Annotated in this window: 22 protein-coding genes; 9 read left to right on the top strand and 13 right to left on the bottom strand. The window is 51.8% G+C overall.

Annotated features, from left to right (window positions below):
• Positions 1-245: 245 nt before the first annotated feature.
• The 6 genes from DT73_RS14675 (at position 246) to DT73_RS14650 (ending at position 3,939) form a co-directional block, all read left to right on the top strand.
• On the top strand, positions 246-626 hold the full coding sequence (locus tag DT73_RS14675; protein ID WP_036110350.1) for a MerR family transcriptional regulator: 381 nt from the start codon (positions 246-248) through the stop codon (positions 624-626).
• Positions 627-733: 107 nt separating this feature from the next.
• Positions 734-1,123: a carboxymuconolactone decarboxylase family protein gene (locus DT73_RS14670; RefSeq protein ID WP_036110343.1), complete on the top strand. Its 390-nt coding sequence runs from the start codon at positions 734-736 to the stop codon at positions 1,121-1,123.
• 172 nt (positions 1,124-1,295) lie between these two features.
• The gene (locus tag DT73_RS14665; RefSeq protein WP_036110340.1) at positions 1,296-1,913 is read left to right on the top strand and encodes a TetR/AcrR family transcriptional regulator; all 618 of its coding nucleotides are present in this window, start codon (positions 1,296-1,298) and stop codon (positions 1,911-1,913) included.
• 3 nt (positions 1,914-1,916) lie between these two features.
• On the top strand, positions 1,917-3,089 hold the full coding sequence (locus tag DT73_RS14660; RefSeq protein ID WP_036110337.1) for a multidrug effflux MFS transporter: 1,173 nt from the start codon (positions 1,917-1,919) through the stop codon (positions 3,087-3,089).
• Positions 3,090-3,230: 141 nt separating this feature from the next.
• Positions 3,231-3,617 carry a type II toxin-antitoxin system RelE/ParE family toxin gene (locus DT73_RS14655; RefSeq protein WP_036110334.1) on the top strand — a complete coding sequence of 129 codons (387 nt, stop codon included), beginning with the start codon at positions 3,231-3,233 and terminating at the stop codon, positions 3,615-3,617.
• Positions 3,610-3,939 (top strand): DNA-binding transcriptional regulator, encoded by a 330-nt coding sequence (locus tag DT73_RS14650; protein WP_036110332.1) that lies wholly within the window; start codon positions 3,610-3,612, stop codon positions 3,937-3,939. Before DT73_RS14655 ends, DT73_RS14650 begins: the two co-directional genes overlap by 8 nt.
• A gap of 136 nt (positions 3,940-4,075) precedes the next feature.
• Here DT73_RS14650 and DT73_RS14645 read toward each other — a convergent pair whose 3' ends face one another.
• A complete protein-coding gene (locus DT73_RS14645; RefSeq protein ID WP_036110329.1) occupies positions 4,076-4,471 on the bottom strand; it encodes a hypothetical protein in 396 nt (131 codons plus the stop codon).
• Between the two features lie 506 nt (positions 4,472-4,977).
• Between DT73_RS14645 and DT73_RS14640 the strand changes: the two genes are divergently transcribed.
• Positions 4,978-6,651, top strand: coding sequence for a methyl-accepting chemotaxis protein (locus DT73_RS14640; RefSeq protein WP_036110326.1), 1,674 nt, complete (start codon positions 4,978-4,980; stop codon positions 6,649-6,651).
• Between the two features lie 221 nt (positions 6,652-6,872).
• Here the strand turns inward: DT73_RS14640 and DT73_RS14635 are convergent, their stop codons facing one another.
• The 5 genes from DT73_RS14635 to DT73_RS14615 are packed head-to-tail and all read right to left on the bottom strand — an operon-like array spanning position 6,873 to position 11,856.
• Positions 6,873-7,958, bottom strand: coding sequence for an ABC transporter ATP-binding protein (locus tag DT73_RS14635; protein ID WP_036110323.1), 1,086 nt, complete (start codon positions 7,956-7,958; stop codon positions 6,873-6,875).
• Complete coding sequence (locus tag DT73_RS14630) at positions 7,945-8,907, bottom strand: carbohydrate kinase family protein (protein WP_036110321.1); 963 nt, start codon at positions 8,905-8,907, stop codon at positions 7,945-7,947. Before DT73_RS14630 ends, DT73_RS14635 begins: the two co-directional genes overlap by 14 nt.
• A 2-nt stretch (positions 8,908-8,909) precedes the next feature.
• Positions 8,910-9,749 carry a carbohydrate ABC transporter permease gene (locus DT73_RS14625; protein WP_036110318.1) on the bottom strand — a complete coding sequence of 280 codons (840 nt, stop codon included), beginning with the start codon at positions 9,747-9,749 and terminating at the stop codon, positions 8,910-8,912.
• On the bottom strand, positions 9,739-10,647 hold the full coding sequence (locus DT73_RS14620) for a carbohydrate ABC transporter permease (protein ID WP_036110315.1): 909 nt from the start codon (positions 10,645-10,647) through the stop codon (positions 9,739-9,741). Before DT73_RS14620 ends, DT73_RS14625 begins: the two co-directional genes overlap by 11 nt.
• A 9-nt stretch (positions 10,648-10,656) precedes the next feature.
• Complete coding sequence (locus DT73_RS14615) at positions 10,657-11,856, bottom strand: extracellular solute-binding protein (RefSeq protein ID WP_369792622.1); 1,200 nt, start codon at positions 11,854-11,856, stop codon at positions 10,657-10,659.
• A gap of 310 nt (positions 11,857-12,166) precedes the next feature.
• Here DT73_RS14615 and DT73_RS14610 point away from each other — a divergent pair, with 310 nt between their 5' ends.
• Entirely contained in the window at positions 12,167-13,339 is a 1,173-nt protein-coding gene (locus tag DT73_RS14610) for an ROK family transcriptional regulator (protein ID WP_036110310.1), read from the top strand.
• An 80-nt stretch (positions 13,340-13,419) separates the two neighbouring features.
• On the opposite strand, the gene DT73_RS14605 is transcribed toward DT73_RS14610, so the two are convergent.
• Both DT73_RS14605 and fhuE read right to left on the bottom strand, forming a co-directional pair.
• Entirely contained in the window at positions 13,420-13,902 is a 483-nt protein-coding gene (locus DT73_RS14605) for a cold-shock protein (RefSeq protein WP_036110306.1), read from the bottom strand.
• A gap of 249 nt (positions 13,903-14,151) precedes the next feature.
• The gene (gene fhuE, locus DT73_RS14600) at positions 14,152-16,362 is read right to left on the bottom strand and encodes a ferric-rhodotorulic acid/ferric-coprogen receptor FhuE (RefSeq protein WP_051691396.1); all 2,211 of its coding nucleotides are present in this window, start codon (positions 16,360-16,362) and stop codon (positions 14,152-14,154) included.
• A 401-nt stretch (positions 16,363-16,763) separates the two neighbouring features.
• On the opposite strand from fhuE, the gene DT73_RS14595 reads away from it, so the two are divergent.
• Positions 16,764-17,861, top strand: a complete 1,098-nt coding sequence (locus DT73_RS14595) for a YncE family protein (RefSeq protein WP_036110302.1) — start codon at positions 16,764-16,766, stop codon at positions 17,859-17,861.
• Positions 17,862-17,956: 95 nt separating this feature from the next.
• Here the strand turns inward: DT73_RS14595 and DT73_RS14590 are convergent, their stop codons facing one another.
• The 5 genes from DT73_RS14590 to DT73_RS14570 all read right to left on the bottom strand — a co-directional run bounded on the left by DT73_RS14590 (position 17,957) and on the right by DT73_RS14570 (position 24,059).
• Positions 17,957-18,736: a heme ABC transporter ATP-binding protein gene (locus tag DT73_RS14590; RefSeq protein ID WP_036110300.1), complete on the bottom strand. Its 780-nt coding sequence runs from the start codon at positions 18,734-18,736 to the stop codon at positions 17,957-17,959.
• Positions 18,726-19,691, bottom strand: a complete 966-nt coding sequence (locus tag DT73_RS14585) for an iron ABC transporter permease (protein ID WP_036110841.1) — start codon at positions 19,689-19,691, stop codon at positions 18,726-18,728. The genes DT73_RS14590 and DT73_RS14585 overlap by 11 nt, the downstream gene beginning before the upstream one ends.
• A gap of 32 nt (positions 19,692-19,723) precedes the next feature.
• Positions 19,724-20,542 carry a hemin ABC transporter substrate-binding protein gene (locus DT73_RS14580; RefSeq protein WP_036110298.1) on the bottom strand — a complete coding sequence of 273 codons (819 nt, stop codon included), beginning with the start codon at positions 20,540-20,542 and terminating at the stop codon, positions 19,724-19,726.
• Entirely contained in the window at positions 20,539-21,594 is a 1,056-nt protein-coding gene (locus DT73_RS14575; RefSeq protein ID WP_036110296.1) for a hemin-degrading factor, read from the bottom strand. The genes DT73_RS14580 and DT73_RS14575 overlap by 4 nt, the downstream gene beginning before the upstream one ends.
• Positions 21,595-21,686: 92 nt before the next feature.
• Positions 21,687-24,059, bottom strand: coding sequence for a TonB-dependent receptor domain-containing protein (locus DT73_RS14570; RefSeq protein WP_036110293.1), 2,373 nt, complete (start codon positions 24,057-24,059; stop codon positions 21,687-21,689).
• Between the last annotated feature and the right edge of the window lie 253 nt (positions 24,060-24,312).

Below are 24,312 nucleotides of genomic sequence, written 5' to 3'. Positions count from 1 at the left end.
CAGACATGGCTGAACGCATGCTGGAATGCCAACCGGTGAAAAATGAATACCAGTGTCTGCTGGTCGTGGATACCAGACAATGACAACCGTTTTCTTAAGTGATAACTGAATAAAATATGGCGATATTTTAATTGCCGGGCTGTTGGTCTGCAATAAAGAATAAACACATAATCCCCCACTAATATTAGCCCCTGCGAATAAGAGCTATCTTATTGTGCTGGTAACAGTGAGTCCCTGGAGAACTGATGAAAATTGCCCGTTTTGCCGAACGTACTCAGTTAAGCCCATACACCCTGCGTTATTACGAAACCTTAGGGTTGCTGCGTATTGCACGCGATACCAGTGGGCACCGGCAGTTTAATGAGAAAGATATTGAATGGGTCAAATTCATTACCCGCCTGAAAGAGACCGGTATGCCTCTGGCACAAATTTGCGCCTATGCCATGTTACGGGAAAAAGGCGCCGCAACGCTTTTGCAACGGCGGCAAATGCTGGCGGAACACCAGGCGGTATTGCAGGCGCATATTGCTCAGGCTCAGGCGCATCTGCAGGCACTGGGCAGCAAAATTGCTTTTTATGATGAGGCATTGCGGGAACAAGTGGCGCATCAGAGTGATCCGGCGTGATTACCTTTGGGTAACATTGGCCTGTTTGTGGTTGGTAATATCCCCTTGACTTAGAGTGTGCTCTAACTTTTAGCCTGTTACCTGAACTGACTAACCGGAGGTAACACATGCAACAGTCACGCTATGAAAGAGGGTTAACAAAGCTTGCTGAGATTGATGGCGAAGCAGGCGAAAATGTGGTCAATGGGCTGGCGGATATCTGCCCTGATCTTGGCCGCTATATTGTGGAATTTGGCTTTGGTGATATTTATTCCCGCCCACAACTCAATCTTAAATCACGGGAAATCGCAACGGTTGCGGCGCTGACTGCGATGGGCCACTGCGAGCCTCAACTGGCGGTGCATATTCAGGGAGCACTGAATGTGGGTTGCAGCCGTGAAGAGATTACAGAAGTGATGCTACAAATGGCGCTGTACGCAGGGTTCCCTGCGGCGCTGAAAGCAGTTGCCGTCGCGCGTGGCGTATTTGCACAGGCAGACCGTGTAGCTCATGGGTAACCGTAACAATGCGCCAAATTTCTGGCGCATTTCCCTGCCTGCTGCCAGCGGTGTTTCTCATTGGCACAAATTGCTTACCACTGTTTCTTGAATCTTTCCGTGGTTTAAACGAGAATGAACGTTCTCATCTGTGGGTTGTGATCCTCTCAACTCCTGCAATCACGGAAAATTTATGACTACGGACCGCATAAGCCGCCAGGACGCCAGGCGCAACGCGATTATTCAGGCCGCCCGGGCATGCTTTCGGGATAAAGGGCTGCATGGCACTTCTATGGCGGATATTGCACGGGAAGCACAGCTTGGGCCGGGCCAAATCTACCGCTGTTTTCAGAATAAAGACGCCATTGTGGAAGCCATTATCAAAGCGATTATTAGTGCCAGGGTGGAACATATGCTGGCCGTTAATCATGATTTAGTGCGCAAGGCAGATGAGTTTACCCGGAGCCTGGCTGGTATTGCCGCATTTGACAGCCGCGATGATGCATTGCTGCTGGAAATCAGTGCTGAAGCAACCCGTAACCCACGCATTGCTCAACTGGTGGTTGAGGCTGACCTGAGTTTATTTGAACAAGGGTGCGCCATGCTGAAAGCACGCTACCCGCATCTGGATACCATTCAGGTTAATGCGCTGAGTGAAGTGATGGCGGTGCTTACTGAAGGCACTCTGCTTCGTCGCCATGTTCGCCCGCACCGGCCAATTGATGCGCAATGTTTGCAAAGTAATTACCTTGCCATATTGCACACCCTGTTTCCGGATACTCAGAGCAACAATACCAGGAAAAAGGACTAAACCATGTCAATACAACAACGCACGCTGTATGCCCTGATACTTGGGATGCTGGCCGCGTTGGGGCCACTGTGCACCGATTTTTATCTACCTGCATTGCCGGATATTACGGCCCATTTACAGGTATCCACTTCTGCGACGCAACTGACCCTCACCGCGTCTCTGGTTGGCCTGGGGTTGGGGCAACTGGTTTTCGGCCCGTTAAGTGACCGAATGGGGCGTAAAGTACCACTGCTGGCTTCTCTGGTTATTTTTATTCTGGCTTCAATTGGCTGCGCGGTAGCAACCAGTATGTCTGGTTTAATGGCGGCGCGTTTTATCCAGGGGCTGGCCGGGGCTGGTGGCGCGGTATTATCCCGGGCCATTGCGCGTGACTGTTACGCCGGGCCAGAGCTGACGCAGTTTTTTGCCTTACTGATGGCAATTAACGGTGTGGCACCAATAGCCGCACCGGTATTAGGTGGGTTGCAACTGGCGCTGACTGGCTGGCAGGGGCTGTTTATTACTCTGGCGCTGGTGGGGATTGTGATGCTGGTTGTTGTGTCCACCAAATTAGCCGAAAGTTACCCACCACAACGGCGGCAAAAACAGCAAAGTAATATGGCGGCATCATTTATTGCAGTGATGCGGGACCGGCGCTTCATGGGGTTGTGCCTGGTGCAGGGGTTTATGCTGGCCGGGTTATTTGCCTACATTGGTGCCTCATCTTATGTTTTTCAGTCTCACTGGCAACTGACGCCACAGCAGTATAGCTACCTGTTTGCTTTGAATGGTGCCGGGCTTATTGTGTTTTCCCTTGGCACAGTGAAACTCTCGGCCCGTTGGGGAGAAAAGCCGGTTCTGGTTGGCGCTCTGGTTCTGTCGGTTATTGCTGCGGTGGTACTGCTGCTGTGCGGTGTAGTAAGGGCACCCCTGGCTGCGGTTGTTCCTGTATTGTTCATCGCCGTATCCATAAACAGTGCCGTTTGTACCCTGGCTGGAGCCATGGCGATGCAAGCGCAAGGTCAACATTCAGGCACTGCATCTGCTTTTTTAGGTACCTTAATGTTTATGATGGGTGGCGTGAGCGCACCTTTAACCGGTATTGGCGGCACGTCTTTTATCTCTATGGGGGTAGTGCTGGGCGGGAGCTATTTGTTAGCGCTTCTGAGTTATGTACTGATAGCCCGCAAAGCATAAAGGCGAGTCTTCCATGCTGTGCAACGTGCCGGGTGTTTTTACCGGGTAAAACAAACCCACATTGTTCTAACCTATAATCCTTAGTATTATAGCTTGCGTAGTCTGGAGAGGGATACCCTGACAACACGCAAGGAATCCGCCATGGAGATTTATGTTTTAAAGGTGTTCGATAAGAACACCAGAGGTGGCAGCATTAGTGGTGCAGATTTATGTAGTGCAGCAAATGAAATTATGAAAGGCCTTTTTGAAGGTGACCTGGGCGGTGGGATTATCAAAAAACGTATCCCTCTGCCAGGAAAGGGGAAAAGTTATGGAGCCCGTGCAATTATTGCCTTTCAAACCGGGCGGAATTTCTTCTTTATTAATGGTTACCTGAAGTCGAATATCAGTAACAGAGGTAAAGAGATTCCTGATGATGCCCTTAAAGGCTATCGTAAATTCGCTGCTGATCTTCAGAATATGACGCAAGAACAAATTGCGGCACAGATTAAAAATAGCACGATGAGAGAGGTTAAATGTAATGGTTGACCATCTGAAAGATTTGCAGGAAATGGCTCACGATATGCTTCCTCATGGTGGGATTTCTGAAGACACTGTCGGTTACATTGATTCGCGTGTGAGATTACGTGAATTCCGCGAACGTTTACCTGTGATTACTGAAATGAATGGTGATGCAATTCGTACGCTGCGTAGCCGCTACCACCTGAGCCAGGCAATGCTGGCTGAACTTGTGAATATGTCTGTTGTGACTGTCTCCAAATGGGAACGTGGTGAAAAAAAACCGAATGGGGCAGCGTTACGTGTCCTTAATGTTCTTTCTGTAAAAGGGCCGGGTGTTTTTACCGGGTAATGTGGCCTGCCGTGAGTTGCAATTGTGGCGGGTTTTACCGTTCCAGCGTACGAACCGAACAACAATGTAATGCATTAAACAAGAAGGAAACCCTGAGGGTTTCCTTCTGTGCATTCAGAAACGGATAAGTGCCAACTTAGCGTGGTTGTACTGGCAGTTTGTTATCACCGTTACTGTTCTGTCCCGGTTTCGTATTCTGCCCGCCATTCTGTCCCGGTTTCATATTGTGACTACCAGTCTGCCCCGGTTTCATATTTTGTCCGCCATTCTGGCCGGGTTTGCCTTGTGAACCCTTGTGATTGCTGTTGTGATTACCGTTATGGTTGCTCTGGTGCTGGTCTTTATGAGAACCATTATTCTGGTTATGGCCTTTTTTGTGCAGCATCTGTTGGTTATTTTGCTCTTGCTGCGGTTGTGGCGCTGCCTGAGCAATGGGAGCAGCGGCAAAGGCCAGTAAAGCAGAAAGTGCGACTAATTTGTTCATGTCATCCTCAGACTGGTATTCAATGGTCTCCCGGTAGCGGGATTTCATCGGGTTCTTCGTTACGTGAGGCAGGGTTTTTCTCTGCCTCGTTATTAACTGAGGTATATAAGGGATAATTGTGAACAAAGTATGGAGCTGTTTTTAATTCAGATTGTTCTCGGTGGTAATGTAAAGATATGTTAGTGGGAATGAAATGTGTTTTATTCTCAGTTAGCCCTGCTTAATTAATGAATAAATCATACTTTTGTTGGATTGTTTTAATTATTAAAAATTATTTCTTTTGGCTGAATATTTTTTTATTAGTGATAATTTTATTAACATTTTTGTTTTTGTACTTTTAATAAATTCAGTTAAAACAGTGTGTTAATTGATATTCTTTCTGTGATTTCAGTGTGAGTGAGGTGATAAAAATATTAATTAAAAATGTAATTGTGCCGATATTACATGCAGGTGTTGCGCACCAGACACGGAATTGATGCAACGGCATCAGGTTGTGTTCCTGTTTCTCATCTCAGCACTCGTTTTGTTATCAGTTCAATACTTCCGGGGGTTATATGCACTTCATTCGCAACCTTAAAATTAAGGTTATGATGTTATCTATCCTTATCCTGTTCACTCTGCTGTGGAGTGGCGTGTCTTTTTTCTCTCTGCATGCTTTGGGCAGCCTGAAAGACGAGGTCGCGCTCACCAATGTTCAGCAGGTGAATGGCGATATCATTAATGGCGCCAGTGCGCGTTACTACCAGGTTAAACTGGCTATGGACCGTGCAATGGTTGCACAAAAAAATGGGGATACAGCCAGTTACCAGCAGTTAGTGGATGGGATTGGTAAAGACATTGATTTCCTGCAGGGTGGGCTTAATCAGTTCAAAGTGACAGACCATGCCAATATCAGCAGTACGTCGATTGATAATATTTACAACAGCTCACTGACACTGTTTAACCAGGCAATTAAACCGATGTTCGACACGGTGAAAGCAAATAACCTGGAAGCCTTTACTCAACTGACAAGTGATAAATATAACCCGCTACGCACCAATTTCACCGACGCTATTCTCGCCTATAACCAGGAAATTCAGGATCTTAAAACGGCAGCCAATGGCCGTATTAATAATTGGGTTTCTGTGGCGCGTACCACCATTATTATCACAATGGTTATTGGTCTGGTGATCCTGGTGCTGAGTGAACGTTACTTATCCGTGTTCCTTGGCCGCCCACTGGAGTGGGTAAAACAACATTTGCAGGTGTTATCACAAGGCCATCTGGATAAATCCACACAGCCACTGGGTAATAACGAAGTGGGCCAGTTAATTCCGTTCCTGGAAACCATGCAGCAAAACTGGGTGAAAACCGTTTCACAAATTCGTGGCAGTGCCAGCGAGATTTATCACGGCTCCAGTGAAATTGCCGCAGGTAACGTTGATTTGTCGTCACGTACGGAAGAGCAGGCAGCAGCTCTGACTGAAACGGCCGCCAGCATGGAACAGTTGAGCGCTGTAGTAAAACAGAACGCCGATAACGCAGCACAGGCCAGTACGCTGGCACAAACAGCATCCAAAGCGGCGAATGAAGGCGGTGAAGTGGTGCAGGGTGTTATCAGTAGTATGAAAAATATCACCAGCAGCTCGCAGAAAATCGCCGATATCATCAACGTTATCGACAGTATTGCATTCCAGACCAACATTCTGGCGCTTAACGCAGCGGTTGAAGCTGCTCGTGCTGGTGAACAAGGGCGCGGGTTTGCGGTAGTAGCCAGTGAAGTACGTAACCTGGCTCAGCGCAGTGCGGGTGCGGCAAAAGAGATCAAAACCCTGATTGATGAATCAGTCAGCAATGTTAACACCGGTTATGAGCAGGTCTCTCTGGCAAACACCACGATGGATAACATCCTGAAATCTGTCTCCAGTGTAACCAGCATTATGTCGGAGATTGCATCAGCATCTGTGGAACAGAGCAAAGGTATTTCCCAGGTGGGAAGCGCGATTTCTCAGATGGATACCGTAACGCAGCAGAACGCGTCGTTGGTGGAAGAGTCTTCCGGTACTTCGGCATCACTGGAAGAGCAGGCTCACCGGTTGACTGAAATTGTTTCGGTGTTCCGACTGCCGGGTGATGCGAGTGGTAATCAGGCGAAACCAGCAGCGCGTAAAGGACTGTCTTCGGCGAAAAAAGGCCAACTGGCGCTGGCGGGTGGTGGTCACAAAGAGAATGACTGGGAGTCGTTCTGAGTTTATTGCTACATGACTATATTAAACGGGGGCTTCAGGCCCCCGTTGAGTCTGATGACAAACCTCATGTTCGCACAGAACGAGAGGATGTCACCCAATAAAAAAACAGGAAAATCAAGTCATTGATTTTCGCCTGCTAACTAAAAAGAAGGAAAAACCACGCTTTTCCCTTCTTTTTCATCAATCTGAACGGGGGCTTCAGGCCCCCGTTACTACTCACATTATTCTCCTTGAACCAGCCGTTCTCCGCTCGCTTTATCAAACAAATGCAGTTTGTCGCTTTTCGCCACTAACGCCAGCGTTTGCCCGGGCCCGGTTTCAGGCCGCCCCGTTACCTGAACGTGAATGGCAAACCCTTGCCAGTCCAGATGCAGCAATGTGGATTCCCCGGTGACTTCCATAATATTCACCTGAGCGCTGCTGCCTTGTGGCGCGATAGCAATATCTTGTGGGCGTAGCCCGGCGATGACCGGTTGGTCGCCCTGTATGCGTGCGGCTTCGTGCCAGTGAGCAGGCAGCGGTATCCAGAGTTCACCACACTGCACGCCTGGCTCGCCCTGGCGAAGCTGAATAGTGCCTTCCAGCAGGTTCATTGGCGGTGAACCAATAAAGCGGGCCACAAAAGTGTTGCGTGGCTGGTCGTAGATAGTTAACGGGCTGCCTTGCTGAACAATGATACCGTCACGCATCACCACAATTTGGTCGGCCAGTGTCATGGCCTCAACCTGATCGTGGGTGACATAAATCATGGTGGTTTTAAAACGCTGATGCAGGGATTTTATTTCCGCACGCAGTTCCATACGAAGTTGGGCATCGAGGTTGGACAGTGGCTCGTCGAACAAAAATACCTGAGGATTACGCACCATAGCGCGGCCCATCGCCACACGCTGGCGCTGCCCGCCGGACAAGGCCCGTGGGTAGCGGCTGAGCAATTTATCAATACCCAGCATGGTGGCTATTTGGGTGATTTTGCTCTTTTGCGTGGTTTTATCCACCTTTTTAACCTGCATATGAAAAGCAAGGTTTTCAGCGACAGTCAGGTGGGGATAGAGCGCGTAGCTTTGAAACACCATAGCGATATCCCGGTCGGCCGGGTCAAGGTCGTTAATCTGTTTTTGGTTCATTAAAATCGCCCCGTCAGAGGCGCTTTCCAGACCAGCGAGCAGCCGCAGCAGGGTGGATTTACCACATCCGGAAGGGCCTACCAGCACGGTGAAGCTGCCATCAGGAATGGTCAGGTCCAGTGGGTGCAAAACAGTTTGCTTCCCGTAACGCTTGGCAACTTTTACCAGTTCAACCCCGGCCATGTGACATCTCCTCTATATGGTGTTGTAACGCCTGCCAGTCAGGGTAACTGCGTGGTGAACTACTGATGGCATGGGCGGCAACGGCATTTCCCCAGTACAACGCTTCGTCGGGGGGCTGTGCCTGGCAAAGTGCGGCCAGAAAACCGGCATTAAAACTGTCTCCGGCGCCAATGGTGTCAATAACGCAGACTGGCTGGCACGGAGCGTGCTGTTTGTGCTGTGTGGTCCATAACCGGGCGCCATCCGGGCCGCATTTCGCCACACATCCCCCCCGGCCGTTGAGTTGCCGGGCAAGTTCCGCTCCGGCGTCATCCAGGTTTTCCAGCCCGCTCAGCCCCAGGGTCTCCACCTCGTTGAGCAATAACCAGTCGCAGTCGGGTAACCAGGTATATACGCCAGCGCGTAATTCGGGTGTCCAGCCGGTGGGCGGCCAGCCGGTATCCACCGCGATGCGGTAACCGCGCTTGCGCAGCGCGGGCAGCAGAGTGGAGTACTGGCTGAACAATGTGCTGCATAAAAAAGTGCCGCACAGTAGGACAATATCCCCGGGGATGGCTTGTTCCGGCAGTTGTTGCAGAATGTCGTCGGCGCTGAGACGGGTAATATGGCCGTAATTGCTGAGAAAAGACCGTTCTTTGTCTGGGTGTGTCACGCCCACGGTGAAAGACGTTTCGCAGGCATAACCCGGCCACCCGGCAGCGCTTTGTGGAAAGTACCCGGCGAGCCACGGCGTGAAAGCATCATTGCCCTGGCAGGAAATTGCCCGGTGGGGAATCTCCATTGCGGCGAGAGCCAGAGCACAGTTCCCGGCTGAACCACCAGGGCGCAGCGCGCTGTGCTCCAGCATGGCTTCTGTGCCAGGTAAGGGCCACTGCGCCAGGGTGCCCATAATAATATCGACATTGATATTGCCCGCGACATACAGCACAGGCGTGGTTAAATTGTGCATAGTTATCCTTTACTTCCACCGCTGGCAAGCCCACCAACCAGCGTTTTTTGCAGCCAGATAGCAATAAACAGGGGCGGAACGGATGCCAGAATGCCGACTGCCGCTATCAGGCCATCATCGGTTGCGCGCCCGGCGGTAAAACCGGCAATCGTTACGGGCAGTGTTTGTGCGGCGATATTGCTGGTAAACAGCAGTGAGTAGAAAAATTCATCCCAGGCCAGTAGCCAGCCAAACAGCGCTGAAGCACCCAGCATCGGTTTCGCCAGTGGCAGTGTGATGCGCAACAGAACCTGCCAAAATCGCAAACCATCAAGCCTTGCCGCCTGTTCAATATCGCGGGGCAGGGTATCGAACTGGTTTTTGAGCATCCAGGTGAGAAAGGGCAGGATCAGCGAGCAATAAACCAGAACCAGGCCCGTGCGGGTATTAAGCAGCCCGAGTTGTTCAAGAATAAAATAGAGCGGCAGTACAAAGGCAACGGGGGGCACCATGTAAATGCCCAGCCCGGCATACAACCACCCATCACGGCCTGGGTAGCGGGAAAAGCTGAATGCGGCCGGAACCGCAAGCACCAGCGACACCAGCGTGGCGCCACAGGCAACCAGAATGCTGTTTAACAGCGCGTGCAAAAAGAGTGCTCCCGGCTTACCAGGCTCCAGTGAAACCAGGCTTGCATAGCGGCTGAAATCCCACTGGCGTGGTAACCATTCAAGCGGGATGCGGGTGAGGTCGGCGGTAGAGCTGACACTCATTAAAAATAGCCACGCCATCGGGCCCAGAATAGACAATGCCACGACCAGGGCTGCCAGGTAACGCAGGATGGTGCGGATTTTACGCTTCATGGGCAGTACTCCGGCGGCGCTGGCGCAACAGCATTAGCAGGTAAATGGCAATCAGTACGGCACACATCAGCGCCATCAAAATGGCGTAAGCCGCACCACTGCCTGCGCGCATATAGCTGAACGATTCCTGGTAAACGAAAAAGCTCAGGGTTTTGGTGCTGTCCATCGGGCCGCCACGCGTCATAACGTAGATGATGTCGAAAACTTTGAAAGCATCAATGGTGCGCAGAACCAAAGCCACGCCCAGTGGCGCGACAATGGCCGGAAAGGTGATGGCGCGAAAACGCCGCCACGCACTGGCGCCATCAAGCCTTGCGGCTTCGTACAGGTCTTCCTGTATGGATTGCAGCGCCGCGAGCACCAGCAATGTCACCAGTGGGTAGTTTTTCCAGATATCGGCAAACATCACACTGTTCAGTGCGGCGTCGGTTGAGCCAAGCCAGGAACGATAACTGTCCAGAATACCCAGTTGAGTGAGCAGGGCATTGATGCTGCCGTAATCCGGGTTAAAGTTCAGCCGCCACATCATGGCATTAACAATGGTGGGAAGCGCCCATGGCAGGATCACCAACACCCGCAGAATGTTGCGCCCGACGAACTTTTGGTTAAGCAGCAGTGCGACTAATACGCCCAGTACGCCCTCAATCGCCACAGAAACAATGGTGAAGTAGAGCGTACGGCCAAATGCATCCCGGAAATCCGGGTCAGTCAGGGCGTATAAGTAGTTATCCAGCCCAATATAGTTTGGGCTGGTCCCGGTGCTGATAAGCGCTGCATCGGTAAAACTTAACCACAGGGTGCGCAGCAATGGCCAGGCTGTTAGCAACAGCATCATGATAACCATGGGTGCTAACAGCACCCATGCCTGACGGTGTTCGCGTTGTTGCAAATTCAGCATCACGCTTCCTTAACGCAGTCGTGCCGCGCTTTTATCTACAGCTTTCATGGCGTCTTGTGGTGTGGCTTTGCCTTGTAATACCGCCTGGAGTTGTTGCTGCAGGGTATTAGACAGGCGTGAATAGTCTGCTGTTTCCGGGCGGGAAAGCATGACATTCAACGAAGTATTCGCGGCTTTAATCAGGCTCTCCTGGCCCTGAGCGACCGCCGGGTCGGTATAAGACGCTTTCCAGATGGGCAGGCTCAGTTTGGCGTATTTATCCTGTACCGGTTGTGAAGTGATATAGCTGATAAACTGCCATGCCTGTTCCGGATGCTGGCTACCCTGAGTGATACCTAAGCCCATCGAGCCATTTACCGCACCGGCTTTGCCTGGCGCATCGCCCGGGGCTGGCATAATCGCGACATCACCCGCCACTTTGCTCTGTTTCGGGTCATTGGCCATGTTGTACATGTAGGTCCAGTTCAGGGCGAAGGCGGCATCACCATTAGAGAAGGCTTTACGCACATCTTCTTCAAGGTATTCACGTGAAGCCGGGTTAGTCAGGCCTTCATCCAGCGAGCTTTTCATCAGTTTCAGCGCAGCGAGCGAGGCCGGGGAACTGAAATCCAGTTTGTCGTTGTGATAGAAGCTGCCGCCAAAGCCCGATACCAGCGTGGTGTAATCGCACACCAGAGCCTCGGATTGTGACCAGCTCCAGACCAGCGGGTATTTCACAATGCCTTTATCTTTAATGATTTTGGCATCGTCCATCACCTGCTGCCAGGTGGCTGGCGGCTGGGTTATCCCGGCTTTACTGAGCATGGCTTTGTTGTAGTAGAGATATTTGGTATCCAGAATCCACGGCATGCCCAGCGTTTTCCCTTTATAAACCACGGTGTTCATGGCACCCGGGAAAATCTTTTCACGTTCAGCGTCGGGAATGCGTGCACTGACATCCTGCAGCAGGTTAAAGCGGGTAAACTCAGCCGGCCAGATAGCATCAAACAGCACTACATCGTAGCCGTTGGTGCCTGCGCCCCGGGCTGCGACGATTTTGTCATGCAGCGCTTCATAAGGCACAAACTCCAGGTTGACGTGAATGTCCGGGTGCTGTTTTTGGAAATCACTGGTCATGGCACGAATATCGTTTTCGCTGTAGGCCGCCTGGGTCATAAACAAGGCGTTGATTTGTGTGGCGGCCGTGGCGCTGGTACAAACTGCCAGCATTGCCAGCAGGCTGAGACGCAAGCGGTGTGTATTGTGGTGACGCATGGTGTTCTCCCCCAGCCCTGTTCCCCGGGTGGCTTTTTTTGCTGTGTGCAACCGGGTGGCAAGGCGTAAAACCGTTTATGATTTATTAAATCAATTTGATTGATTTAATCAGGATGACAAAAAGGTCCGGCTGACTTCGCCTTCACTGATTAAGCTTTAAGCAAACTTTATGCCAGCCAGTGAACAGGGCACAAAGCTTGCTTAACCGTTGCTATCCGCCAGGGGGCAGAAGATACTGCCCGCAGGGGCACCAGGAAAGGAACAGATGAAAACCTCAGGAACCAACCTTGAACACGCGCGCGCGCACAACCGGCGAGTGGTTATTGAAACTATTCGGCTGCACGGTGAGCTGACTCGGGCAGAGCTGGCGCGGCTTACCGCGCTGACACCGCAAACCGTGTCAAACATTGTGGCGGAACTACAACAGGCAGAAATTTTACTCAGCCATGCGCCACGCAAAGTGACCGGGCGTGGTCAACCAGCGGTTCCGGTCAGCCTGAACCCGGCCAGCGCCTGGTCAGTTGGGATCCATCTGGATCACCAGACTTTAATTATTGTGCTGGTGGACCTGGCCGGTGAAGTTCATTTTCGCCGCCTTATTATGGTGCAAAAGCCCCAACCCGATGCCACATTTGCGCGCATTATGGCGGTTATTGATGAGATAAAAGCGTTACCGGAGCTGGACTGGCAAAAAGTGCTGGGTGCCGGGGTGGTAATGCCCGGGCCATTTGGTGTGGAAGGGATTTCTTCTGCCGGGCCGACAACATTGAATGGCTGGCAGCACGTTGATGTTGCCGCCACGCTCTCTGAACTGACTGGCCTGCCTGTGACGCTGGAGAATGATGCCACGGTTGCGGCAATCGGTGAGCGTTTTCATGGCGTGGCCCGCCAGCTCAGTTCATTTATCTACTTGTATATTGGTACTGGCCTGGGAGCCGGTATTTTTACTGATGGCCATATTTACTCGGGCCATGCGCATAATGCGGGGGAAGTAGGGCACATAGTGGTTCAGCCCGGTGGTAAGGCCTGTTATTGCGGGAACCATGGCTGCCTTGAGCGCTATGTCTCTTTGCAGGCGGCGTATGAATTTTGCGGCCTTGACCCTTACCAGGCGCTGCCCGATGACTTACTGGCCGTAGATGGCGCACTGTTTGACCGCTGGGTAGAGACAGCGCTGCCACCTCTGCGCCAGGCGATTAATATGCTGGAGTGTATTTTTGATGCGCAGACCGTGGTAGTGGGCGGCATGATGCCAGCGCTATTGCTGGAGAAAGTGCTGGCGCGCCTGCCACCGTTTTACCAGTCGGTACGCGGGCGCTACCTGGATGGCATGCGGGTGAAAATGGGGATGTCGGGCATGGACACCGCAGCACTTGGGGCGGCAGCCCTGCCAATTTTTGACGAGTTTAACCCACAATTTCAGGTGCTGATGAAGTAGCTGCAGGCAGGTTCAGGCGCGTGGGGAGTACGCCAGGGAAGAAGCCATGGGCAGGTGTTTCTGCCCCGGCACTGAACGCGTCAGACTTTGAGCATTTTCACTGTTGCATCAATGTCTATTTCATCTTCTGTGAAGATGAGCGTAGTTCCCTGGAAAGTGGTGATCGCCAGTTTTTTCACTGAACGCATCTCTCCTGCTTTTTGTGACGATTTCGGCCTGATGCTGTTCATCAGTATGCCGACAGACAACACTGCGTTTTCTTTATCAATCCGGGTGTCGGCAGGCTCTTCTTCACTGTAAACCAGGTAAGACTTAATCGACGTGAGTTTCACGCGCTCACCGGCGATATACAGGTGTTTGCTTTCTGGTGCCACTTTCACCGCAAAGGCTGATAACCCTTTGTTATTGGTGCCTGGCTCAAAGGTTACCGCCGCATCTTTCTTAATCAGTTCAGGGTTGGAAACCTTGATAACATGAAAATAGCGGTTATCGCCGTTTTCATCTTTGATAAACCCAAAACCTTTGTCCTGGAACCAGGTTGTGATTGTTCCTTTCATGGTCATTACCGCTTACTTACTCGTTATTCACTCAATTTCGCAGCGCGCAGTGTAAAGCACAATGCCCGGGCAGACTACGTCTTTGGTTTAAGTCTGGCTGTTATCTTGCGTAAAGGCGAGGGTCAACAACAAATATTCGCGGGAGTTTTGGGCAGAACATCAAAAAACGGTGTCCAGTTCCCCGGAAGTACGGCAACAATCTGGCAGACCACAGCCCTGAATCTGCAGGGCTGTGGTGATTTAAAAAGCGAATATTCAGAACTGCCAGGTGACACTGACCGACATGTTACGTGGCTCACCATACACATAGTTGTTCATATACGCGTAGTATTTGCGGTCAAACAGGTTGCTGATATTCCCCTGAACAGAAACTTGTTTGGTCACCTGATAACGGGCAAACAGGTTTGCCAGCGGGTAGCTTCCCTGGTACACGCGTTTGGTTGTGCCATTTGGCGCGCTGACATCGTCGAATACTCTGTTTTGCCAGTTGACGCCGCCGCCCAGCGTAAGGGCAGGAAGTTCAGGTAGATTGTAGCTGGCGAACAGTTTGAAGCTGGTTTGGGGTTGATCCGGGTTATAACGGCCATCGGAATCCCTGTCCACATAACGCGTTGCGCCGAACGTCATTTGCAGGTTATCGGTAAGCGCCCCATTCAGTTCAAATTCCGCGCCCTTGCTGCGTGCGCCTTTCGTGGCAACATAAGCCTGTTCACTGCTGTTATTCACATAAGAGCCACTGACTTCCTGGCCGACATTGTTTTGTTCAATGCGGAAAATAGCCATGGTGGCAGTCAGGCGGCCATCAAGCCAGGCGGATTTCAGCCCGGTTTCGTAACTTTTCCCGGTAACCGGGGCCAGGTAGTGGCCACTGCTGTCACGGTAAGTTTGCGGCTGAAAAATCGAGGTATAGCTGGCGTAAGCAGACCAGGTGTCGTTAATGTCATACACCACACCGGCATAAGGCGTGGTGTTGTTCTTTTTCATATCACCACTACTGCCAATAGTGCTGTACTGGGTGTAGCGGGCCCCTACAATCAGCGATAACGGGTCGGCCAGTGAAAAGCGGGCTGCGGTATAAGCGGATTTCTGCCGCACGACATCATTAGCGTTTGCATACCAGTCGCTCCAGTTCGGTTCTGCGATGTTGCCATTCCAGCTATTATTGAAAATACCGATGTCGCTGGTTGCAATGTCATAAGCGTCTTCATCGGTAACCCCATCCCGGCTGTAGGTGGAATTATGCTGGCGGCTATACGTGAGGCCTGCCATTAGCTGGTGTTGCCGCCCGAACAGTTCGAATGGGCCACTGGCATAACCATCCACAGACGTTTGTTCTCGTTTGCCCCGGTCCATACTGCCAAAACCATCGGCACCTTCCCCGGTTTGCTCATTTGGAGTGGAGAGGTAACCCACATACAGCAATTTATCACTGAAGGTATTTTCAGCATGGGTGCCATTCAGGCGGAAGGACCACCCGTTATCAAAGTTATGTGTCAGGTCGGCATAAACTTTACGAACGGTGGTGTGGTAATACGTCCAGTCTGCTGAAGAGTTCAGGCTGCGCCGGTAGTGGGTCAATGAGCTGTTGCTGTAGAAGACGGGGTTGCCACCCCAGGAAGGATCCCGGGTGTCTGCATCCTGGTAATCCCACGCCAGAGACAGCGTGGTGCTGTCATTCAGGTCTGCATCGACAACACCATATAAAAACTTAGTGTTTTTATGGTAGCGATCCAGCCAACTGTCCTGATCCTGATACCCCGCAATAACACGGCCACGAATCGTTCCGGAATCATTTAATGGTGTGCTGATATCAGCCACATAACGTTGTTTATTCCAACTGCCATAGCTGGCGGTGAGGTTACCGGTGAATGTTTTACTGTCGGCATGTTTACGCACCATGTTGACTGACGCCGCCGGGCTGCCAGCACCGGTCATCAGCCCGGTTGCCCCGCGCACCACTTCAATGCGGTCGTAAATAGCGGTATCGGAAGCGGCATCACCAAAATTCCAGGCATCACCCATGCTGGTGGGAATGCCATCGTAAGTGAAATTCGTGATTTGGAAACCCCGGGAGTAGTAATAAGAGCGCTCGCTGTCATCCTGTTGAACTGAGATACCTGTGGTATTGCCCAGAACGTCATTAACTGTTTGCAACTGCTGGTCCTGCATGCGCTGCTGAGTCACCACACTGAGCGACTGCGGAACGTCTCGCGGAGTCAGTAGCAGTTTGGTGCCAGCCCGAGTGGTTTTAACCTGGTAATCTTTGCTTTCCTGGGAAGCTGTGTCTTTCTTCGTTGTAGCATTCACCACCATGGTTTGTTCGTTGCTGGTTGTGTCGGTTGTGGTGCCATCGGCCGCAATAGCCTGAGTTGGGCTGACCAGTGTATGAATTGCCAGTGCGAGAAGAGAAAGCGTGTATCTGGGTTGAAGAACCGGTTTTCCCGGTTCCCTGTGATTAAAAGACATAATATCCCCGTCCAAAAAGCAAATTGCCACTGCGCAGCTTTTTGATTTGCTGCATCAGAGTATGTGAGCACATAGCAGGCTCATTATGAGAAAATAAATGATAATCATTTTCTTTATTATTCGTAGAGGTATTAACGATAAATATGTAATTCTTTGTATCGGAATAACGGGGCGGTTGAATGGTATTGTTGTTGGTTAAATATATGATTTAAAAATAAAAGTTTTATTTTTTCTGCCTGGCTGTAAGGTAAGAATGGTCTGTGGTTATTTGTCACTACACAGTGCCTGTCTGTTTTTCCGGATATTTGCTAATCGCTTTTTAACGCGTATGATTCTCATTCTCTTTTTTCCTGTATTGCCTGGGGCCAAATAGTACCGGGCATTGATTAATGGAGCCTGGAATGAAATCGTTTTGCAGTTTGCCCAAAAGCGGTATTGCCACGCTGGTTGCCGCCACCCTTGCCCTTGCTGCCTGCCAGCATCAGCCTGAAAAAACTGCGGCTCCCACGCCCACAGTGGCTGCTAAGCCAGTAAACCTGCAAGTTGTTACTCAGCGCGAAGTGGGCGATGGCTTATATGAAATGGCCTATTCGCCAGTGGCTGATGCGTTATATGTTGCCAGTGCTCAGAGCTTTAAAAATGTTAATGGCGGCGTTATCTATCGCCTGAACCCGGTTACGCTTGCCACGGAAGGGGAAACACATACCGACCTGAAAAACTTTGGCATGGTGGCTGATAACGCAGGTGCTGTTTTCTATACCTCTAACTCCCTTGATGGCACTATTTCTAAAGTTGATGCCCGCAGCGGTAAGGTGTTGCAGCGGTTAAATTTAGGCGGGAAGAAAGACAAAGACGGTGATTTGCCGGGCGCGCGCGAATTGCTATTGCAGGGGCATAATTTGTACGTAAGCCGGGTGGCGGACCCGGGCTTTATTTCTATTGTGGATACCCGCACTTTCAAACTGGCTGGCACTATTCAACATGCCGGGAAGTGGGTAACCGGTTTGCTTTACTCACCTTCAATGGGTGTTGTGTACGCAGCGAACGGCGATGGTGAGATTCTGGTGATTAACCCGCGAACCCACAAAATAGAGCACCGCTGGACAGCGGGCGATGGCAACAAATATCTCTTCCTGAATATGGCGGAAGACCCGGCTACCGGGCGTTTATTGGTAACCGATAATTCGCAGGGGAAAACCACGCTGGTTTTTGATGAGCATACTGGCCGGGTAATTAAACGTATTCCGGGTGATGCTCTGGGGATTAAATTCAATGCGCAGCGCAATGAAATCTACATTTCCCAACGCGAAACGAAGAAGGTATTGCAACTGGATGCCACAACTTATGCAGTGAAGCACAGTTGGTCATTCGATACCAATCCGAACAGCCTGTTGGTATCACCGGATGGCAACACCTTGTATGTTACGCTCAAACAACCGTTTAACCAGGATAACTCAACACCGGGTAAAGACAGCGTGGTGCGTATTGCACTGAAGTAACAGGTGGTGTGGCTGATAAACTTGCACTGCCACCCTGAATGCACAGTGCTTATCAGATGCGCCGTAAAACCCCGTCCTTTAGGGCGGGGAGGATGTCAAGAACACAGAAATACCTGCGGAGCACCTTCTTTTGGATGTTCACCCACCAGGACCTCTGCGCCATACCAGCGGTTAATTATTGGTGCCTGAATAACAGCCTCTGGTTTCCCCTCTGCGACCAGCTTCCCCTGGTGCATCAACAACACCCTGCTGGCCCACAACGCAGCCAGGTTCAGGTCGTGAAGTACCGTGAAAACATGCAAGTTCGCCCCCGAAGTGAGGGTTTTCAGCAGGCGCATCAGGTGCTGCTGATGGCGTAGATCCAGGGCTGACGTCGGTTCATCAAGGAACAACCAGCCTTGTGGCGCACCATTATTCCACAGTTGTGCCAGGCAACGAGCCAGTTGCACACGCTGTTGTTCACCACCCGATAATGTGCCACACAGCCGGTTGGCAAACGTATCGCAACCGGTAAGCGCCAGCACTTGCTGCACTATGCTGTGTTCATGTCGTGGCCCCCAGGGCGCACGCCCCATCGCCACCACCGCCGCCACCGGCCAGTTTGCCAGCCCTCGGGTATGTTGCAACATAACTGCCCGCTGACGGGAAAGCGCTTGTGCAGGCCAGCCAGAAAGCGGCTGGCCTGCTAACAGTAACTCACCGTGTTCTGCTGGCAGATAACCGGTAAGCAGGCGCAATAGTGTTGATTTTCCGGCTCCGTTTGGGCCGATTAATGCCACTCGTTCCCCGGGCTTGAGCTCCAGTGAAATATCATCAACCAGCCAGCGTGCTTCCCGCTGTATGCGCAGGTTTTTCGCAATTAAGCTACCACTCACGGCCCGTGCTCCTCTGGCGAAAAATAAGCCATAAAAACCAGGGGGCTCCCAGCAGGCAGGTAATCAGCCCAACCGGCATTTCCGCCGGAGCCACCAGTGTGCGAGCGGCCGTATCGGCAACCAGCAACAGCATTGCCCCGGCAAGGAGTGAACCCGGCACCAGAGCCCGGTGGTTCGGCCCCAGCCACATTCGTATCAAGTGCGGTATAACCAGTCCAATAAACCCAATAATACCGCTGACAGCCACAGAGGCCGCCACTAATAAGGCACTGGAAATCAGAAGTATTCGTTGCAACTGCGGCACATTGACACCCAGGTAGTGGGCTTCTTCTTCTCCCAGTTGCAGTAAGTCCAGTTGGCGACGGGCCAGACTGATAACAATGGCCGACGGCACAATAAATACGGCAGCCACTGCCAGGTTTGCCCATTGAGCCTGGCCGAGACTGCCCATGCCCCACTGGGAGAGCTGGCGTAGTTGCGAGTCGCTGCTTACCCAGGACAACAGGCCGACAGCTGCGCCACACAGTGCATTAATGGCAAGCCCGACCAGCAGCAAACGCGACATCGCATTATCCTGAGCCTGGCTAAGGAGGAAAATGACCAGCATAACGGCCAGACTACCGATAAATGCTGCCACGACAGGCATCCATAGTGCTATCCAGGCAGGAACGGGCAGGGGTAAAACCAGCCAGCAGGCAACAGCGAGCGCGCTACCGCTGCTAATTCCCAACAACCCCGGGTCGGCCAACGGGTTGCGAAATAACCCCTGCATCACGCAGCCAGAGGCGGCCAGTGCTGCACCAAGGAGTAAAGCCATAAGCACTCGCGGAAGGCGCACGGTCAGCCATATTTGGCGCAGAGCCCCAGCGCCTGGTTGCCATAACTGCCTTAAGGGTAATGACATTGCACCCTGCGTGGTGGCAAACAGTGTCAGCCCCACCAGCAGCAATACCATTCCCCACAATGCCCAGGCCACAGCCCGTTGGTTCACGGGAGTTGCTCCGCTTTATGGCGCAACGCCAGCAGTGCCTGCGGGGTACGCAGGCTGAAACCGAGTAGTGCCATATCATCGACGAACAGAACTTGTTTATTACGCCCTGCGGGGGTTTCCGCCAGACCCGGGAGTTTCCACAAACCGGCTTCACCCCCCAGGCTTTTCAGGCCATCAGCGGAAATAACAATTAAGTCTGGTTTGCTGGCAATAATCCCTTCCTGAGACAAACCACGGTAGTGGGTGAAACCCTGCATGGCATTTTGCAGGCCAGCGGCACGAATGGCGCTGTCTGCCGCAGTTTCCTGCCCTGCGACCTGGGTTCCCATACCTCCGTGGCTCAATAAAAACAGTACCCGTTTGTTTAGCGGAGCTGTGGGCAGCGCGGCAATTTCAGCAGCCAGATGCTGGCGTAATTTTTCGCCCGGAGCGGTTTTCCCCAGTGCGGCGGCTACCACAGCAATTTTCTGGTCGATAGCAGACAGTGTGTTATCGCCGGGAACAGTGACGACCCTGACATGGTTTTCCGCGACGGTATTCAAGACCGATGATGGTTGTGCCTGGCTTCCTGCCAGCACCAGCGTTGGGTGAAGTGACAAAATACCTTCGGTATTCAACTGCCGGACATAACCGACATCCGGCAGTTTGTTCGCCGCCCCAGGCCAGGTGCTGGTGGTATCTCGCCCAACCAGTTCAGCCTGCGCACCCAGTGCCCAGGCTATTTCGGTAATGTCTCCGCCCAGCGTAATCACCCGGGGAGTGGCAGATAACACCCAAAAAGGCACAACCATCAATAACAACAGATATTTTTTCATACCACAGTTCCTGCCTTGCACAGTGCGTCCACTTGCTCACGCCACAGCGCCTGTTCTGGTTCCCCCTCACTGCGCTGACCATACAACTGCGCGATTTGTGTGCCATCTTCAGCAAACAGCTCCAGACTGGTGACATGCCCATCCGCGGTGGGTTTGCGCGTAACCCAGCTTTCTGCAATTGCGGCATTATCCAGGTGTAGCGTGAAGCGTTCATTGAAGATGTTGAACCAGCCTTTCATCGGTGCCAGCTTTTCGAGTTTCCCGGTGAAAATTTGCACGCACCCGCGGTTACCGACAAAAATCATAATTTCGTTCCCTTGCTGTAAAACGGTTTCCAGCAAAGCAGGCAGGGCAGTATTGCTGACCTGGCAGGCGAGATCATTTCCCACCAGACGAAAAGCCTGCTGGCGTGAAACCCGGTGTTTTTTCAGCAGGCCAAAGAACTGATGCACATCTGTGAGCGCACGCCATTCCTGGTCCACCGCCACGCCATCGGCTTGTTGTGCGTACTGTGCGGTTTCTGCTGCGCTGATGGTCAACGCCATGGGTTCCGGTGCTGTAAAACGGGCTACCAGTGCGCTCCATTCCACCATGCGGGTTTGTGCCGTGGCCCAGACTTTTAAAATGGCATCGCCCTGTGCATCAAAAAATTGAATACTCTGGCGTACCCCGTGCGGCCCCTGTTCACGCAGGAGGAAAACACTGGCCCAGTGGTTCAAAAACAGGCGTAAATCCAGGGCGCGTGGGTTAAGCACTAAACCGGCATGCTCACCGATACGCTGGTTGGTAAAACTGCCCAGTTGCTCGTGAACGGCCCAGGTATTGCGGCAAATACATTTTGTTTCACCAACGGTTTCCAGCGCTGCGATGATATCGGCGATTTCACCACACAGGCGCACGGCATCGTGCCCCACACGGGCACAGGCGAGTTCAGCTTCGCTGACAGACAGCGTACTGGCGATATCCCGGGCGTATTTCCCCGGCTCATGGCTTTTTATTGCCTGATATTCCTGCCAGATGGCAGCGAAATCGGGTGTCAGTAATGCAGGCATATTTTTGTTCTCTGTGTGAAAGTAAACACCCCCGGCAGCGATACCGGGGGGCAGGATCCCCTGCGAATAAAGTTGAAATAATGGTGATGGAATTAGAAATCCACGTTCACGCCCAATTGCCAGGTACGCCCGGGCATCACGGCTAATGCTTTGTCGTAAGCATCCTGTGCGGTTGATTCCTCAATGGTTCTGCTGCTCAGGTAATCCCAGTATTTACGGTCTGTGATGTTATAGACCCCGCCACGGATTTTGACGTGCTCTGCCACTTTCCACCACGCGGTCCAGTCAAGCAGGCCATAACCCGGCACCCGCATATATTCGCTGCTGGCGCTGGTAATCGCTGAGCCGGTGTTGGTGTAAGACTCCCGGTTGGTGGCCGTTGCGCGTTTGCCTTTCACAAAAGTGGCTGTAAGGGCTGTACCGTAACGTTTTGCCGGGTCGTCCCATGCCACACCAATCACTGCTTTCATTGGCGCTACGCTGTCCAGGTCTACATATTTGTCGCCCAGGTAGCTGGATTTGGATTTCCCTTCGGTGTAACCCAGTGCCAGCGTGGTGCTCAGGCCATCCACTTGCTCAAACCAGGTGCCATAGTTAATTTTTGCGCTAATTTCCCCGCCCCATATATAAGCTTTATCGCGGTTCTCAGCCTGGTAAATGGTATAGATGTTGGACGGTACATTAGTGAATTTGGCTGCATTACCTGAGCGGGTGTAACGGGTATAAGCGATAAAGTTTTTATAGCTGTTATAGAACATGGCAGTATGCAGAGTGACGCCTTCAGTCACTTCGCCTTTCAGGCCCAGTTCGAAGTTATTACTGGTTTCAGTTTTTAAATCAGTATTCCCCACCAGTGCATATTGCTGGCTGCCTGCGTAGCTGGAACCCATATTCCATGAGCCGTACAACTGGCTGGCGTTCGGGAACTCAGCACCTCGTTTATATTGCAGGTAAGTCATCAGGCGCGGAGTGATGTCGTACTGGAATGTCAGTGACGGCAGTAACTGGGTGTCTGAGTTTTTGCCATATAAAGCAGCCACTTCTGATTCATCCAGCACTGTGCTGTTGCTGGTCAGGCTGGAGAGGTTTTCTGGCTTGATTGACTGATGAACCACGCGCACGCCAGGAATAATGGCAAAATGGTGCCCGTCTGGAGTGAAGTTGATTTGATCCTGCATGAACGCGCCCAGCGTGTAGCTACGGCTGTCGGCTTCAGGTTGCATTATCTCACTGTAAACACTGGGCAACGGATTCTGGCTGAACGGGCGTTTGGTTTGCGTGGTGCTGGCATTAAATCCGGCACTCAGGTCGTGGCGGCCAATGGTTTTTGCCAGCGCGTTCTGGATCCCCCATGTGTCGGTATCATAGTTGGAATTTACCGTCTCCATGGTGGCGGTGACACTGTCTGGCATGTAAGTGTTGTCATGGGCTTCAGTGTGCTGGTAATAAACTTTGGTGGACATGCTGTCCAGCCAGTCATTCATTGGTGTCCAGTCATCTTTCAGGCTGAGGCCCCAACGGCGAGTTTCGCTGGTCTGGGCTGCGGTGCCAATCACGGAACTGCCACTGCTGTTCCAGGCATCGTAGTGGGTATGATTGGTTTTATGGTAGTAATCCAGCGTACCGGTAAATTTGTGCTGGTCGTTAGGTTGCCAAATTCCCGATGCCATCATGGCATCGGAATACCAGTTAGCCGGGTAAGCACTGAGTGTTCCGCTGTTATTGCGTGTTTCTTGCCCATCGCGGCGGCTGTAAACAAACACGCCACGCAGGTTGTCATCCCCTGCGGCGCTGGTTATCCCGTTGTGCCAGCTCCGGTCTGCTGAGTCATAATCACTTTGGTAACCGAAATAGGTTTCTTTGCCAGGATGCAGGTAATCATCTGCGGATTTTGGCCGGAAGGAGACATTTCCACCAATTGAGGTATTCGCCTGGTCGGTTGCTGTTGCTCCGGATTCAATATCGACACTGCCGTACATGTAAGGGTCGATATAGTCGCGGCCAATGCCAAAGGTATTCAGCCCGGCGCGGCTAACATAACTGCGCCCGGTGGCATCAGGTTGGGGGATCCCGTCCACATCGATACCAACACGGTTACTCTCCAGACCCCGAATGTTGTAGCCAGTATAGCCGCCGCGGTCGAAACCGCTTTTACCATTACCGGAACCACCACTGGCACCTGTTGCGCTGATTAAGGGTTCATAGCGCATTACAGAGCCAAAGTCATTTGCGCCTTTATTCTGCAATTCCTGAGCACTGACGGAATGAGTGCTGCCCGCTTTTTGCGCCGGCGCGGGAGCGGTTACTACCATTTTTTCAGCGGTATCTTGTTTTGTCTCTGTGGCGTTGGTTGTAGCTGTACCGGTGTCTGCTGCCAGAACAGAGGTGTGGTACAGCGCTGCGAGTAGCGATGTCGCCAGCATGCTTTTCCGGAAACTGTGCGGAAAAAATTGCGATTTATACATAATGTTTTGTAAGCCTTAGCATTTATTAGTATCCGGCTCACGCCTTCCTTCCAGTAACCCCGCCAATGGGTAAGGGCCAGTCTGAATATTCGCGCGTATTGTTATTTTTTGTGAATGATAATAATTATGATTATCATATGCAATACAGTAATTGGATTATTCTCATTGCGGTTGGTTGCATCGTGGTGCTGTGGGAGCTTCGGTGGAAAAGACTTACATAACAGAGCAGTACCCGGCTACAGTGAGTGTCGTC

It is taken from the genome of Mangrovibacter sp. MFB070, assembly GCF_000705335.1.
Lineage (GTDB): Bacteria > Pseudomonadota > Gammaproteobacteria > Enterobacterales > Enterobacteriaceae > Mangrovibacter > Mangrovibacter plantisponsor.
The sequence above is the reverse complement of the archived record's forward strand: the minus strand, read 5'-3'. Positions and strand labels throughout refer to the sequence as shown.